Below are 15,664 nucleotides of genomic sequence, written 5' to 3'. Positions count from 1 at the left end.
TTATGAGCGATGGTTTTTTAAATCAACTGGGCCCAGCAGATAAGGCCGGCATATAGACGATGACGGTCCATAATAACCATGATCGTGGCGCCGAAAATTTGCAGTCTTAAATCAGAAAGCTCCATCCGTCTTCGTCGACGAAGAACGAGACGCCGATATAGATCTGCTCGCTGAAGTCCAGACCATCCTCCTTAAAGTCGAAGCGTCCGAAATAAGGAGACGGGGGCAGACGGTTCATACTTTTCCATTGCTACGTCAGCAGCTTGTTCCAGACCTGTTCCAGCCGCTCCTGTTCCTCCCGTCAATCCTTCGCTTCCATCTGCCTTGAACACACTCCTTTTTCCGTTTTTTGGGGATAAAAAAGAGCATTGACAAATCAAAGTTCAAGATGTAAAATTAAGATAGGGATAATATTTACTATAATACACATTTGATTTGTCAATGACGCTATCGATTATATCATAGTGTCAATTTGTGTTCAATTTATTTTTTATTGTTACCGTTCGGCTGCGCTGAACACTGGCCCGGATTGTGGACAGTTTCAACAAAACACCGCGGAGTTAAGTTGCCAGGAGATGACCCTTTTTTCATCAGGGTCATCTTTTATTATGTCCACTGGCGCTCTGAATTGTAATGGGTTACGTGGAAGCAGCATTTCAGTCACACGGACATCCGCTTGTCTTTCATGTCCGTGTGACTGATGTCATTTATTTTTCATATGCATCGGGATATACCAGCTTGGCGAGATATTCCAAATGTCTGATCAATTTTCATAACTGGCGAAGCGAGCAGAAATTGACTGGTAACCAGAGCGTCTTTCAAATTCGCATGAAAACGAGGTCAGCGCAAACGTAATCCTGATTTTCATTTGCATTCCTACCTTCATTCAGCTTTTTGGATGGAAGGACTAGCTCCATGCTAGTCAAAGTGAATATCGTATTCCATGAATTTTGCCGTATCTGCTGCTACTTTCGTTCCGAGCAATCGACTTACCATATGAAAGGCCATATGGATGCCTGCAGAAATGCCTCCGGATGTGACGATCCGATCCTCATCGACAAATTTGACACCTTCGACGACAGTTACTTTGGGGTATTCGCTTCTCATGCTATCCAGGCTTGCCCAATGCGTTGTCGCACGTTTACCATCGAGCAATCCGGCCTCGGCAAGTAGCAAAGCACCTGTACAAACGGATGTCATCCATTGAACCTCTTGAGAGTGCTTACGGATCCAATCGAGCAATACTTTGTTGTGGATCTCACGCCTGGTTCCTGCCCCTCCCGGAATAACTAGCAAATCATACGCAGGAGCGGTATGTATGCTATAGTCGGGAATCACCTTTAAACCATTTCTCGCTGTGATAAAATGACCTGATTCCGAAATCGTGGTTACTTGGAAAGGCTTACATTCATTCGTTTGACCGCGATTCAGCGCCGTCACGGAAAACACTTCAAACGGACCCGCAAAGTCAAGCACTTCAACGTCGTCAAACAACAAGATACCGATCTTCCAAGGTTGCATAAATACTCCTCCTATCACCGTTCATGCTTTAGCATGGATTTGCGGCAAACCATCATCTGCAAATGCAAGTAAGGAACTTTTCTATGCCCAAATTATATAGAGCGGCCAAGGAAGGTAGAATGACTCACAAGAGCTATTGATGTGGCTATTATGTGAAGTTTTGTTGATCGATTCCAGGGGGCATATAACTCTCAGTAACGGGGCGTGTATGAACAAAAAAACCAGCCAAATTTAAATTTGAGCTGGTTTCGATTTGTTCCTATTTAATTAAGCCTTTGGAACGAGCTTTCGTGAGATACGATGGGAACTCAGCAAGAGAACGTTTGAACAACTCCTCGTCTGAGATCCGATCAAGATCGGTGCAAGTGAAGAAGTTTGCGTTATCGATATAACGTCCCTGAAGGTTATCGAGCTTACTCAAAAATTGGAATTTTTCATTTCCGATCCCAACGAATTGCCAAAAGATGCCCAATTTAGATGCTTCACGAATTACTAATTCCGTTTCATCCTTATCGCCATTATCCCCGTCTGTAAGAAAGTAAACGTATACTGGTTCACTATTCTGGTAATGCGCTTGATACGCATTCTGGTCAATTGAAAACTTTTGCCCACCAAATAGCTTTCCGAAGAACCCTCCACCGGTAGAGGAACCCTCAAAAGCTTGTGGGTAATACTTTTTCGTGATGCGTTTCATTACCCCCGCGTAATTTGTATAACCCTCAAGTTGATATTTCTTGACAATGTGATCATTTACGTAGTTGAAGAAATCCCTTTCAGACAGTTCTCCTACTTCGTAATCATTTTTGCCAAATAGAAAGATGTCAATGGAGCGATTATCATCAAACTTCACACCAAGCGCAAGCAAACGCTCAACAGCTCGTTGGACTACTCCATTTTTGTATAGAGTATGCATCGAACCAGAAATATCAATAGCTAATGCGACCCGAGCTGTTTGACCATTCAAACCGACTTTAGAAATGGCTTCATCAGCCTTTTTCTTCAGACTAATAAAGTTCTCTTCTGCTTTCTTTTTCAAATCAATAGACACCAAGATCACTTCCTTTAATTATGTACACACTTTTGGTTGGTCCATAGAAATATGTAGAATCTATTAAACAAATTGTACCATAAAATGCTAAAATCAAGTATATATAGGGAACACAACCCATTGTTCCTCCCCTATTAATGGCTCTCTTATTTGAGAATTTTTTGTCGAAAGTCGAAATAGACATCTTTACATATTTTTTTGTCATGTTATATATGGGGTACAAGGTTTCCGACAAACAAGTAAGAAAGAGAGGATAAATGATGAAAAAAAGAGTTAGATACAGAAAAAGATATGCATTCCTTGGTGCTATAACGGGATACTTCTTTGCTTTACTTGCATCCACAATAGTTCCAACTTTTATCATGTTAGCCATACCGTTGCTAGCAGCAGCCATAGGGTTTGTCTTAGGTGAAAAGAAAGAACAGCGATTCAGTGGAATTACGGTACCAGAACCCGACCAGAGAATTACTTCTACTGAAACGGGGAGTGAACAAACGAAAAAGGAACTGGAATCTACCTATTCATCAGAAATACGAGAGTATCTACAAGTTATTAAGGAAATTGTGATTAACGAAAATGAAAAGCGCAACCTCGATGATGAAATATCCGAAAAGACAATAAACCTTTGTTCTAAGATCGATACTCTCCTCCCCTACATAGAAACGCTCGGTAGTGCACAAACGAAGCATGATATTAAAATGCTCGTCATGAAAGACTTGAATAGTGTCATCAACCCCTTCTTGAGGCTGAGTGTTGAAAACAAGCTGAAGAATAGACGAAAATTATTAGATGGTCTCCGTGACATCAACCTAAAGCTGAAAGTGATCTCTACATCTATTGAACAACACGACATCTATGAGTTGGAGAGAAAGCTTACTCTTATCACCGAAAAATATAATGCCAAAGAAATTTACTAATCACTTTTAAGGAGCGTGTTATAGCAATGACGACACAGGCTATCCAATTAGTTAAACAAGAAGACATCATCAAGATCCAATCTGAAGCAGAAAATGTGGTGCGCCAGCTGCAAACGGATAATCAAAGCCAGATGGATTCAATTTTGGAGCAGCTGGGTAATTTGGGCGAAAGCACCCAACGAAATGCCGCTGAATCTCTCGAAATTCTAAAACGACCTGTGAAAGATCTGATGGAAGGGAAAAACAATGATATTCCCAATACACTCTTAAAGCTTCGTTCTTGCACAGAAGAATTGAATCCGAATAAAATCTTTCAAAGCGGTGGGATCAGCAATCTCTTCAACAGAATCTTAGGGAAAAACCCTATTTCCCAATATATTCGAAAATATGAATCCGTTCGTACGCAAATTGATAACATCATTGCCTCCTTGCTTAATGGCAGTGACAAGTTAAAAGAAGATGTCATTAACTTGAAATACATTAAGAAAAAATCCGGTGAAAATATTTATGAATTAGAGAAACGGATTTACTTCGGTAACAAGTTGCTTGAGATGCTTGAAGTGGAAAGCAATAAGCCTGAAAATCAACTTCGCAAACCCGAATTTGAAAAAGCAATGGTCAAAGTCGTAACAAGAGTAAAAAATATGAGTCAAATGATCAACATTTTACAACAATCTATCGCTTCTGTTGATGTTATTGCGGACAATAATGAAAAGTTGGATGAAGCTGTCTTTAATGCGATTACGATGACGCAAAACGTTGTCACAGTGTCCGCTGCCATTCAGTTGGCCTTGAATAATCAGAAGAAGGTAATCGAAGCTGTACAAAATACCAATCAGGCCATTGAGGATATGCTGGTAGCCAATGCTCAAAGCTTAAAACAGAATACACAAGAAATCACCTCGATGCTGGAGCAACCAAGTATCGCAATCAATAAACTGCAGCAGGCATTTAATGATGTGTATAGCGCAATCCAAATTACCGAAGATTCAAATCGAAGAATTATCGATTCTAGCAAAAACTTCATCCAAGAGATGGATAAGCTAAACGCAGACATGAGAGTAAAGCTCGGTATGGTAGATGCAAATCAACTTTCTGCACCAGCCAATCAGCAAACCTCACTTCTACAGTAAATAAAAAAAGAGGAAACCAAGTGATCTTTACTTGGTTTCCTCTTTTTCTTGTCTTTCCTTAGCGACCTACCGCTCCTCGGGAGATGACGCTGCCAGATAAGCAGTGTTAAACGAATATTCTACGAATCGCTCGAAGATGTATTCCCCGCTCTCCGACACCTGATGAAGCTTTTTCACTGAACATTATTCTACGCAGTGACAATCTTCCCATGGTGCACCACCCGCTCCTCCTGCGGAATCGCACCGAGAGCGTGATTAGTTGAACGCTTAAAGAATCGGCCCCACGTTAAGCTTAACAAAGCGATGATCGGACTCATACAATCTCATAAACGGTTTTACCCTCCAAAATTGTACACAGGACTTTTGTGTTTCGAATGTCGGTTGGCGGTATCGATAACGGGTTACGGTCGAGAACAATCATATCGGCTGATTTCCCGACCTGGATTGACCCGGTTACGTTATCCAAATACATCGACCGTGCGCCATTGATCGTAAACAGTTCAGCCGAATTGCATCGCATGACAGTAACAAGCTTGCTCTCCTGACCCCGAAAGAGTGGGAAGTTTACGAGCTTGTGCAGCAAGGATCTACAAACAAGCAGATTTCGGGCGAATTACACATCAGTCTGAATACGGTCAAAAGGCACTTGGAAAATATTTATAAGAAAATGGAAGTAACGAACAGAACGAGCTTAAGATTAACTGGTAGTTTCATCTTTTTATGACGCGATGATAAGCGCATACGGCAGGGGATCTACACTAAAAAAGCTGTGAATGCATTCGCACTCACAGCATAGGCCTCAATTGATCAGTGTCATCCTCGCTCGGAACCAATAGCGAGTCCATAAACTCTTTGGACAGGATATACGGTTCATAGGCAAGAGGAACTTTTGTTACCTTGCTCGTCAATTCATCAAGAGCTGCAAGATCATCTACGCCAACTTGATGAACAGATGTTTTTCCCAATGCAAGAATCGCGACTTTCATTTCCTCCACAAAAGACGTAAGAAAGTTCTCTAAATACTTTGCTGCTTCTTGCTCATCAAATTGAGCAGTTAAACTTCCTGGATAAAAAACAAGTTGAGTAGGAGGTTCCCAAGGAATTGCTTTTGTAACCTGATCATGCGTCATCGCCCAAAGGAGTGCCGTCCCCATATAGACACCATCAACACCCAACGCAAATGCTTTCAAGCAATCAGATGGCGTGAAGTATCCTCCTCCGCTTAACAAGGTTATTTTTTCCTTCACCCCGCGTTTTTGTAAGTAATGTACGGCACGTGAAACGGCATAAATGGTGGGAATTCCAAAATCGTCCTCCAGGATGGGAGGTCCGCCCTTAGATCCTGCCTGTCCGCCATCGATGCTCACAAAATCAACCCCTGCAAAAATCGCGACTTCTAAATCGGCTTCAATCTTTGCGCTTGCACATATTTTAACTCCAATGGGGATTCCACCAGTAAGGGCGCGCAGATGATCAACTACTTTACGAAGATCTTGCGGTTTATTGATATCCTTATGCCTGGAAGGAATCACGACATAATCATCATTCTCCACTTTCAAGATTTTTCTGGCTCTTCCCTGAACGTACTCGGAAGGGATAAAACTCCCCGCACCAGCAATAGCTCCTTGCCCGATATGGATTTCGATTGCATCGGCCTGTTTGAGAATTTCTGGCTCTTTTGACCACTTACCGCTGTGGTATTGAATAATTAGATGTTTGGCGTTTTGTCTCTCTTCGGGTAAAAACCCCCCTTCACCCGTATTTGTTAATGTGCCGACTGCAGCTGTTCCTTTTGCGATCGCTATCTTTGTTTTCTCTGACACACCAATTCCATATCCCATTCCCCCTGCCATAATGGGTATTTCCAGCGACAAAGGTTTTTTTGCCTGAGGTCCGATGGTAATCCGCATATCTATATCTACATCTTCAGGGGTGACTAACGTAGCCAGTTGTGCCGGTGAAAAGATAAGTCCGTCGTAAGTAAGAAATTTACGCGGACTCCCAAACGGTCTTTCAATGACAGCCCCTTCTGAAGCTCGCAAGCTATTTTCAATCAAAATTCTTGGTGGCAGGCGAGTCAAAGCCGTTACCATTTCCCAAATGTTTTCGGGATACCGTTCATTCATGAGCCGCTTCGTGAACCGGCCAATGATCCATTGCAGCAACGACCTGGAAAACATAAGCGCTAGAATTCCTGAAAATAGAATGGCTGTCATTGTACCCGTAAATGATCCGATGTCAAAAGACATCCATTTACTTCCCATTATACTTCTCCCCTTCGATACCGTTAGCAATAGCGCACATGCAGATAAGAATGATCCATGCGCAGGTTAGCGATAGTGGCCGGATTTTCAAGAATTTTGTGTTTTACCATCGTTTGGCTTACCGCAGTATCGTATTCTTTTTTTTCCTGGTTGTAGTATAAGCCAGTTAGACAAGTTTATTCTCACAAAAACGTCGTTGAACAGTACATCCTGAGACAAACAGATGCTCCGGTGCGAGGCTATCGGCGAAAAATGCAAAAGGAGCTGTCGCGGTGCGACAAGCTCCTAGAAATCCATTTGATTAAAATTTGAATGATCGAAGACAACGCTTTGGCCAGCAAGTAAAACTGGTGCTGAGTCACCTCGAAGTAACACTGCCGTTCAATATTCAGATGAATGCTGTATAGTTCTTCTCTGTATTTTTCGATTTCGAAATCCGGAATCTGCCAATTCTAGTACAAACTCTAATGTCCTAAATGGGAGAGGAAGTTTGGGACTAATGTGGTCGACCGACCGCTGTCATGCAGCGAAACACCACGCGCAGAGAGCTGTGCGCGGTGCGAAAAAAATAACCTAGGTTTGTCTCTGTTTGATTAGAAGGAGTCATTGTATAATTCTTGCTGCTGTTCCTCTGCAATGGCCTGTAAGTCATATGCGTTAATTCGAAACAACTGATAATCGCTATTATCCGCTTTTTTTGCGGCAAGCTTACTTAAAAATTTCGGGGAGCCTTCGTTTTCTTCATCGTAAACTAACAAGATCCCATCTGAATTCGATAGCAAAAATTTGTCTTTCTCTCCAAACTGCCAAGCTCCTTGGTAAGGTGTTTGATAGACACTATTGATATAATCGGCTTGCGTCACAATATTTCGGTAGTAATCCTGTGTCTCTTCTTTCCACTTTTCCTCTTGATTCAAAAATGGAGTAATTACCGCCAGTTTTAGATGTGGATACTCCTTCTTTAATTCCAGAACAGTTTCGGCTGCCCACATTTCTACCCCAAGTTGACCTGATATGATGACCCATTCCAACTCTTCCTCAAGGAATCTGACGAGCTCCCGCTTCAGTGCTTTCTTTATAATTGCTAATCCCGGATTTTTTTCATTAAATATTCCAAGCTCGTGAGCCTTGTATCCTGAAACAAATAACCGTTTTAACATGATACCACCTCATGTCGCTGATCCTTTTTATCATCCAATTAAAATTTGAACATCCATTATAACAAGATCTGACTGTTCCTGATATACCAAATTCCATTTATAGGATCGATACAATAGATGAATCTGATGTGGGATTTGGTCTTTGAATAATAAAAGGGACCATCTGGCCCCCTTCCATTAAATGAATGAACCTAATTCTTTATCCACGAACGATTACGGGGAAACTTCTTAAACCATATACGGCACTATCCTCAATGGGATCAACCGTAAAGCCTTGTGGACTTCTTCTCATCTCGATTGGCTGATCCGAGCCAAGGTACTACAACCTCACCTTTTTGTAACCTTTGACCACCGATTTCTGTTTCTTGGGTGACGATACGTCTTAATACTTGAGCAGGTGAACGATACCGCAGCACAGGTTTTTCCAATGTCTACTTTAAGAGGTGCGCTTCAAAGTGGATACGAGCCGATCTGATAAAAAGTACTAGTTGACTAGACCTTTCTGAATGGCAAACTCACCGAATGGTTGCCGCGATAAGCTCGATGAATCGAATCATTGGTAGGAAGCTCCTACCATGAACCATTCGAGAGCTTCTGAAAATTCATGAGGAAGCTCTGACACCTGAAGGAAGGTACACATCGCGCTTACGATCTGTTCTCTGTTTTGTCCGTATTGCTCTGTGAGCAGAGCTAGCTGCTCCCAATCACGGAGTTCCTTTTGAAAGGCAGCTCGATCCAATGGCCGGCCGTGCGATTCCACGAAAAGGATTGCTTCAGACTGGTACGCTTGTTTCAACACGCGCAGAAAACGGGAGGCTGTATAACTACGCGGTCCGCCATAAACAGAGGGACCCAAGGCATCTCCCAAGAACAGAGTTTGATCCTCTTTTACGTACACATAGCACGAATCTTCTGAATGATCCCCTCCGACAAGGTTCACCTGACATGTCACGCCACCAAGGTCGATCGTAATCGATTCATCGAATAGGATATCCGGCTCGACGATTCGGATCAAGTCCCGGTTCTTACCGTACTCTTTTTTGATGTTCGCCATCGTGCTGGCATTGATGATCTTCTCCGTACAGAGCTGTTCCATGACTTCATCCGACCAATTCAGCCCCATCAGCTTGCTCAATGAATGTGCGGTTTTTGCCTGCGCGATGGTAGGTAGATCCCATTCTGACATTCCGAATGTATGATCCCAGTGCCAATGAGTCAGTACGAGCAGATCTGGAAGGCGAACGCCTAGCCTTTGCAACTCCTGACGAAATAACGCGGCATGCGCCGGTGAATTTCCAGCATCAATCAAGAGAGTTTTTCTTTCCCCTGTAATGGCTGCTAGGATGGGGCGATCCGTGTCATGGCTTGCATGCATAATCAAGATATGCTCGGTAATCTGTTCGATCGTGGACATTTCCTTCTCCCCTTTCCATATACGCCGATGTAATGTTCTCTCTACAGGATAGTAGAGTAATATTTTCCATGTTATCACACAACACTTCCCCCTCGCTCAAACAAAAACGCCCGTGTTACCAGGCGTTTTTGTACATACTCCGAGAATTCCCGTATGTTAGTTGTCTCACGTTTATGCGAATCACGAATCCAAGAGAAGTTGACGAGTGGAAAGACAGACGTAAACCTAACTAAGAGGGGTATCCTAGGAGAAATTCAATTTCTAACTCTAAGTTGAAATAAGCAATAAAGCCTAATTACCGTGGGGTAATTCGGCTTTATAATTAACGCAAGTTCTAGTTGCGGACATATGCCTCAAGCAAGGCAATCATTTCTGGATCTGCCCTTCTTCTAGCTTCCTCCAACGGAGTCATAAAAGTGTTTGGATAATCGGGGTGGTAAGGAGTCGAAAGATTGGGATTTGCTCCATGATCCAATAACAACTTCGCGATGTCTACTCTATCATCCTGTACTGCATGCATTAGTGGTGATCGATAGTTCTGATAATTTAAATCAGGCTCAGCACCATACTTTAGTAACTCGACCAACATGTCATAGTTGTCAATTGCCAAAGTGATCACTGAGTATTTTCCTTCCAGGTGATTTGGATTTGCTCCATGTTCAAGGAGGAGTTTAGCCATTTCCAAATGGCCATTACTAGCTGCGGCATGAATGGGACGACTCTTCCTTCCTACCTCCCCTTCTATGTATGCATTTGGGTCCATTCCAGCTTTCAAATATAACTTCACCTTGTCTATCTTATTATCCAGAGCTGAAACATTAAAAGTTAAGGCGTCAAATCGACTCCAAGAATCGGCTATTTCTTGCCTAGCCTGCCTTGCTTCTTCTGAAGCCAGCTGATCATCTGCGATAGCAACTATCTTATCACCCTTTGTAAGTCTTATTATTTGATCATAATCGAGATTCATCGATACTTCAGGTTGATTAGATTTATCTTTTCCGGACTTTGCCACTTGATTAGATACTTCATCTTTAGCTTTACGTAAGCTTGGCGTTCCGTCTTGATTTCGAACGTCAAGGTTTGGATGGCTTTCCTTTTTCAGATTAGGTGCTTTATCCGCTGCGGTTTTTTGGTCCTGAGCGTTTGAATTTGATGATAACGACTTACTCCCAGTCATGCTCTGTAAAACAATCACCCAAATGGATAAGCAAATTACTACAACTAATCCTAAAAGCAAGCTTCGTTTCAATTTAATTGACATGCTGTATGACCTCCCGATAATGTAGCAGGTAGATTATACCATAACCATTATGAGAAAAGGCCCCACTTGAGAGAGAAGAGCTCCCAGGCAAGGCCTTTTTGTCCGTTCAGCGTTGTGCACCCGAACAACCAACAATCACATTACAACCATAAGGAGAATCAATTAGGACAGTAATAATAGAGAAGCCTTACGTCCGACAAATTAGCATGAAAAGGCTGTATGCACGAGTAAAGAAAGCTAATTAAGCGAGCTTGGCGCGATAGTCATCTATGATTCGATGCTCCATTTTTTCCTGTAGCTGGTCGGTCATTTCCTGGCATATCTGGTTGTATTCCCAATCCGATATCTGAAAAGCAGGAGGGGTATCATTATGCAATAGCATGGCGATCCGCATATTAGTCGCAGGGTGTGTCGTGTCCATGCTTTGTTGACTTCTTTCCAGGATGCGAACTATGCGCATTTTTTCCTTTCCAGGCAGCTTTGAAAAAGCCTCACGTAAGTGCTGACCCAGTGTCATACTTTGCTTCTGCAAGGAATGTCTCGCGATCAGTGGCTCCACCACATCGTTCATGTGGATGATCTGCAACAGGGAAATAAGATGCTGACTGCCTGCAAGCTGAGCCGCCATACGATCCGCCTCATATTCAGCACGTTGACTCTGATTCCAATAAAGATGAATGAGAACAGCCAGCAAATGATAGGGAATCCAAAGTAGAAGCCGCATGATCCCTCTGCTGAGCGTGGCGATGAATGAAAAATGGTATTCATCATCGTCGTCTTTGATTGGGTCAAGCAAATCGCACCAATTGAGAAGAATACGCTGTGCATGCGATACCAGAGCGCTCCGCCTAATGTCATTGTTTCGGCAATGAGCCAGCTCATGGGCAAGCAGTGCGGTCAACTCTCCCGATGTGCACGCAAACAATAGTGGATAACCGATGACAACTACCCTCGCTCTGCGCCATCCATATTCAGTGGTGTACGCCTCATAGTAAGGAGAGAGCGCGAATTGTATTCCTTTTCTGACCCCCATCTTTTGCGCCACGATTTCAAATATCTTCATGGTGGTTGGGTGTTCATCCGCATTCAAAAGAATGGCCATTTTCGGAAACGGATGGGGTCGAGGCCGCGACAACCATGCGAACAGGAGGATTAGCAGACAGCTTATGAAGATAAAAGGGCTGCGATACCAGGCGAAAAGTCCGTACAAAGAAAAGAGAAAGCCTGCAACGGAACATCCGATAACGACGAGTGAGTACGCAGATGCCACTCTCTCGCTCACCCCCTGTTTGGTTACGAGCTCGGTGTCACCCTGTAGCTCTTTGAACAAGGCTTGGCCGTATGTATCACGCATTTTTCTCTCAAGGCGCTCCCAAGCGTTACTTTGGCGCTCTTTCAATGGGACGGTTAGATTCCAATCACAATGTTCACACCAAAACGGATATCCTTCGTTTGCCTCGATTTGTGCTCCACAAGAAGGACAAGGTTTCACGTAATCATTCTCCCCTCTGCGCCTGTTTCGTCCACAAGGCGCTGTCTGACAGCATTCTACCACGAGTAACTGTTCCTGATAAGACGGTTTGGGAATAATTTGGATTTGATTGGGCATTTTTTCCGGATATAATCCATCTGGCAATTGGAATAAGGTATTTTGTGATTGTTGGGAAACTATGTAGACTAGAAAATAATGCTTTAGACTAACTTGAGTCATTACGCAAACGGGCAGTTCAGAACAATAAACCCAAAAAGGGGAATTGAATATTTTACCGAATATTGAACATTTGGGGGGAATCTACTTAAAAGGGGTATTTTATTGAAGAACTATGAAATTAAGAGAGCAACCTTAGAAGATATGGAAACACTCAGCAACCTTTTGCAACTCTATATTTACGATTTCTCTGAGTTTATGGATCTACAGATTGAAGATAACGGGAAATTTGGTGAATATCCGTTAAACGAATACTGGACAGATTGCTCTAGGTTTCCCTATTTAATATCGCTAGATGAGAAAATTGCTGGTTTCGTCTTGGTGAAATTGATAGATAGAGATGAAAATAACTCATACTTTTCGATTGTTGAGTTTTTTATTATGAAAAGATTTCGGAGAACAGGGTTAGGTAAACAAGTTGCTAAAGATATTTTTAATATGCATAAGGGACCATGGGAAGTGTACCAAATAGATAGTAACGAGCCCGCACGACATTTTTGGAAAAAAACAATTGAGGAATACACTGGAGGCACATTTACTGAGCGAATAGAAATTGGAAGAAAGACACAAGTGTTTGTTAGTCAGTGAGGAAAGATTAGCCAGACATTGCTTCATTTTAACGTGGAGTCTAAAACTAATTTTTAAAAATCTCGTGATATAGAAGACTAGAACTCCTTGTACCATTAGGGGTTCCAGTCTAATACTTTATTTAAACTGAATAAAGAGGATGGTGTTACGAAACTGTTTATCAGTTTTGTTGTATCAAAATTTTCTCCGATGAATTCCAGAGAAATACAGTATCCCTTCTGTTGTAGTTAATTACCAACCGATACACCAATTCTCTAAAATCACCTGTTCCAAATCGCTTAGCAGCACACTTAAATATCGGATTCAGTTCCGACGATTGTTGAAGCTAGCGTTATGTTAAATGAACTTGAGGCTAAGCAGTTCAAGCTGCTTAGCCTCATAAAACGAGAATATTGAAATACCTACTAGTTTTTATCGATAATATTGCCTTTTGTCCTTTTCTTTTACGGATACTCTTAGTTTCCAAAGTTCTTGAGCCAAATGGAAAGCTTCTTTATCATTTCCTTTTTCAATGGCTATTTCCCTTGCTTTTAATAGAGCATTCGCAGCAGGAGAAAGGTCAGGAGAATCCACAACCCATATTTTAAAATCATGTTGAAATGGGTCCGTATCGCTCCAAGCATAATCATGCTTTCTAAATGCAGCACCTACTGTGTTTTTGGTAAGCTCTTGCTTAGAACGAAATAGTTCCTTCTCATCATGACCTAAAAACACCAATTGCTTTTTATCCATAAATACAAGGGAGATATCCTTCTTTTTAAAAAGAATTTCATCATCTCGAAGTTTACAGGTAACTTTATCATCGTAGACAGACGTTTCTAAGCTTTCATGGAAAGAGAGTAGAGTCAAGGCAATGCCCGCAATCAGGCCAAGGATCATCGTAACAATGCCAACCCATGCTCCATTATAGGCGGCAATTAGTTGTAAGGGTCCCTGGAAGGGTATCCATGGCAAAGAGCTGCCCCATTTAGCAATACTCGGAAGAAACCAGCCGAACACTAAACCGATAAGCGGGAAACCAAGCCACAAGATAACCTTATCCGTTTTTGAAAAATGTAATATTGTATGATTCTTGCTCATTTACAGTCTCCTTTTTTAGATAATACACTTGTAACGGTTTCTCTCCATACAGCTGATACATCTAGTTGAATGCCGATCAGCGGATAGTTTGATAAGTTATCGAGTGTTAACGCTAATACACATGCTTTTTCACGTAATCCTTTTGAATCAGTGTGACCAAATTCTTCACCTTTTTGTAGTAATCGAAAAAAACCGTCAATAAAGCCTTCCTGAATGGCCTTCATTTTTAATCGGTACTCTTTGTTATGGGAAGATTCTCGGTTTCCATATAAAAGAAACTCATTTAATACCTGTACAACAAGCATTTGTGCATCTGTAAGCTCTTCACCTAACAATTGCAAGCCGTCACGAACCATCTTCTCTACAAAATTCTTTTTCGTATACTCATGAATCTGAAAGTATTGTTCAAAACTATATCCATCTAAAATCCATGCAAATACAGCGTCTATTAGTTCCTCTTTCGAAGCGTAATAATAATAGATGGATGGCTTCTGTATGCCTACAGACTGAGCAATCATGGAAAGGGAAGCTTTTTCAATTCCATACTGCCCGATCAACCATGTAGTCGTTTCAAGAATTTTTTGTCGTGTTGCTTCGCTTTTATTCATTTTTTCACCATTTTCTACCTATCGTTAGTTAGATAATAACGTCTACTTTTGCTGACTGTCAAGATGATTGAGATGATTCATTAGGGGATTCGCTTCCCAACATAAAAAAGGAGCCGAGAGAATACCGGATACCTCCGTGCATTCTTCTCGGCTCTTCGACTTACTACTTATCTCGTTTTCACGACAAACTCAATGCTTCCAAGGCCACCCCATTTGGCGACTACCACATCCCCTTCCCATAGCTGGTGGGAACCGGTAATGCCCCCGGACAATATCAAATCTCCTTTGTGCAGCTTGCGTCCTTCGCGAGCAAGCATGTTCGCCAGCATCGCGACCGCGTGTGCTGGATGACCGAGAACCGCCGCACCAGCCCCCAAGTCTTTGAGCTCACCATTGATCGAAAGAGTAACGCCAACCAAATCGAGTTCAAGATCATCAGGCTTTCTCCAGGTCGATCCGATAAACACACGTGAAGATGAAGCATTGTCGGCAATGACATCCGGCAAGGAAAACTGGAACTGCGCATACCTGCTGTCGATAATCTCTAGTGCGGGAACCACATAATCAGTGGCTGCCAGGACATGCCCCTCCGTGATGCCTGGTCCTTCCAAATCCTCACGCAAAACAAAGGCAATTTCCGCTTCCACTTTGGGATGAATCAACTCATTGATCGGCAGAATGCCGTCCTCGATATTCATATAGTCAAAAATGTAGCCACGAATCGGTTCGTGCACATTCATCTGCTTCATTTTTGCCTGACTGGTCAAACCCATTTTAGAGGCAAAGATTCGATGTCCCTGCTCAAGCTTGAGGGTGACCAACTCATCTTGAATACGATATCCATCTTCCACGGTCAGCTCAGGGTATTCAGCCGTCAGCTTCACGACCACCTCCCTATTTAACTCCGCAACCACCAGCTTCTGAGCCAACCTTTTGTACAATAGTTCCGATTGCACGCTGAT

At 42.4% G+C, this 15,664-nt stretch carries 17 protein-coding genes; 4 read left to right on the top strand and 13 right to left on the bottom strand.

Annotation, left to right across the window (positions count from 1 at the left end):
- Positions 1 to 191: 191 nt before the first annotated feature.
- The 3 genes from HP401_RS18095 to HP401_RS18085 form a co-directional block, all read right to left on the bottom strand.
- Positions 192 to 332, bottom strand: a complete 141-nt coding sequence (locus HP401_RS18095; RefSeq protein ID WP_173605993.1) for a hypothetical protein — start codon at positions 330 to 332, stop codon at positions 192 to 194.
- A 586-nt stretch (positions 333 to 918) separates the two neighbouring features.
- A complete protein-coding gene (locus tag HP401_RS18090; protein ID WP_173605992.1) occupies positions 919 to 1,521 on the bottom strand; it encodes a DJ-1/PfpI family protein in 603 nt (200 codons plus the stop codon).
- A 259-nt stretch (positions 1,522 to 1,780) separates the two neighbouring features.
- Complete coding sequence (locus HP401_RS18085) at positions 1,781 to 2,569, bottom strand: VWA domain-containing protein (protein WP_173605991.1); 789 nt, start codon at positions 2,567 to 2,569, stop codon at positions 1,781 to 1,783.
- 257 nt (positions 2,570 to 2,826) lie between these two features.
- On the opposite strand from HP401_RS18085, the gene HP401_RS18080 reads away from it, so the two are divergent.
- Entirely contained in the window at positions 2,827 to 3,486 is a 660-nt protein-coding gene (locus tag HP401_RS18080; RefSeq protein WP_254457109.1) for a UPF0016 family protein, read from the top strand.
- Positions 3,487 to 3,512: 26 nt separating this feature from the next.
- On the top strand, positions 3,513 to 4,619 hold the full coding sequence (locus tag HP401_RS18075) for a toxic anion resistance protein (protein WP_173605990.1): 1,107 nt from the start codon (positions 3,513 to 3,515) through the stop codon (positions 4,617 to 4,619).
- Positions 4,620 to 4,932: 313 nt separating this feature from the next.
- Here the strand turns inward: HP401_RS18075 and HP401_RS35725 are convergent, their stop codons facing one another.
- Positions 4,933 to 5,091, bottom strand: a complete 159-nt coding sequence (locus HP401_RS35725) for an amidohydrolase family protein (protein ID WP_375140435.1) — start codon at positions 5,089 to 5,091, stop codon at positions 4,933 to 4,935.
- A 102-nt stretch (positions 5,092 to 5,193) separates the two neighbouring features.
- Here HP401_RS35725 and HP401_RS35720 point away from each other — a divergent pair, with 102 nt between their 5' ends.
- Positions 5,194 to 5,343, top strand: a complete 150-nt coding sequence (locus HP401_RS35720) for a helix-turn-helix transcriptional regulator (protein ID WP_173605988.1) — start codon at positions 5,194 to 5,196, stop codon at positions 5,341 to 5,343.
- A 61-nt stretch (positions 5,344 to 5,404) separates the two neighbouring features.
- Here HP401_RS35720 and HP401_RS18060 read toward each other — a convergent pair whose 3' ends face one another.
- From HP401_RS18060 to HP401_RS35615, 6 genes are all read right to left on the bottom strand, one after another.
- Complete coding sequence (locus tag HP401_RS18060; protein ID WP_173605987.1) at positions 5,405 to 6,883, bottom strand: FMN-binding glutamate synthase family protein; 1,479 nt, start codon at positions 6,881 to 6,883, stop codon at positions 5,405 to 5,407.
- A 593-nt stretch (positions 6,884 to 7,476) separates the two neighbouring features.
- Positions 7,477 to 8,043 carry an SLOG family protein gene (locus HP401_RS18055; protein ID WP_173605986.1) on the bottom strand — a complete coding sequence of 189 codons (567 nt, stop codon included), beginning with the start codon at positions 8,041 to 8,043 and terminating at the stop codon, positions 7,477 to 7,479.
- 260 nt (positions 8,044 to 8,303) lie between these two features.
- Complete coding sequence (locus tag HP401_RS18050; protein ID WP_309145137.1) at positions 8,304 to 8,459, bottom strand: cytochrome P450; 156 nt, start codon at positions 8,457 to 8,459, stop codon at positions 8,304 to 8,306.
- 137 nt (positions 8,460 to 8,596) lie between these two features.
- On the bottom strand, positions 8,597 to 9,457 hold the full coding sequence (locus HP401_RS18045; protein ID WP_173605984.1) for an MBL fold metallo-hydrolase: 861 nt from the start codon (positions 9,455 to 9,457) through the stop codon (positions 8,597 to 8,599).
- Between the two features lie 334 nt (positions 9,458 to 9,791).
- A complete protein-coding gene (locus HP401_RS18040) occupies positions 9,792 to 10,718 on the bottom strand; it encodes an ankyrin repeat domain-containing protein (RefSeq protein ID WP_173605983.1) in 927 nt (308 codons plus the stop codon).
- Between the two features lie 241 nt (positions 10,719 to 10,959).
- Positions 10,960 to 12,210, bottom strand: a complete 1,251-nt coding sequence (locus HP401_RS35615) for a M48 family metallopeptidase (protein WP_173605982.1) — start codon at positions 12,208 to 12,210, stop codon at positions 10,960 to 10,962.
- A gap of 321 nt (positions 12,211 to 12,531) precedes the next feature.
- Between HP401_RS35615 and HP401_RS18030 the strand changes: the two genes are divergently transcribed.
- The gene (locus HP401_RS18030; RefSeq protein WP_254457107.1) at positions 12,532 to 13,014 is read left to right on the top strand and encodes a GNAT family N-acetyltransferase; all 483 of its coding nucleotides are present in this window, start codon (positions 12,532 to 12,534) and stop codon (positions 13,012 to 13,014) included.
- A 411-nt stretch (positions 13,015 to 13,425) separates the two neighbouring features.
- On the opposite strand, the gene HP401_RS18025 is transcribed toward HP401_RS18030, so the two are convergent.
- From HP401_RS18025 to HP401_RS18015, 3 genes are all read right to left on the bottom strand, one after another.
- Positions 13,426 to 14,094, bottom strand: coding sequence for a YqeB family protein (locus HP401_RS18025; protein ID WP_173605981.1), 669 nt, complete (start codon positions 14,092 to 14,094; stop codon positions 13,426 to 13,428).
- Positions 14,091 to 14,702: a TetR/AcrR family transcriptional regulator gene (locus HP401_RS18020; RefSeq protein WP_173605980.1), complete on the bottom strand. Its 612-nt coding sequence runs from the start codon at positions 14,700 to 14,702 to the stop codon at positions 14,091 to 14,093. Before HP401_RS18020 ends, HP401_RS18025 begins: the two co-directional genes overlap by 4 nt.
- A gap of 167 nt (positions 14,703 to 14,869) precedes the next feature.
- The gene (locus HP401_RS18015) at positions 14,870 to 15,658 is read right to left on the bottom strand and encodes a 2-keto-4-pentenoate hydratase (protein WP_173605979.1); all 789 of its coding nucleotides are present in this window, start codon (positions 15,656 to 15,658) and stop codon (positions 14,870 to 14,872) included.
- Positions 15,659 to 15,664: the final 6 nt, after the last annotated feature.

This window comes from Brevibacillus sp. HB2.2, from assembly GCF_013284275.1.
GTDB lineage: Bacteria > Bacillota > Bacilli > Brevibacillales > Brevibacillaceae > Brevibacillus > Brevibacillus brevis_D.
Note: the sequence above shows the minus strand (reverse complement) of the source record. Positions and strands in the feature narration are given on the sequence as shown.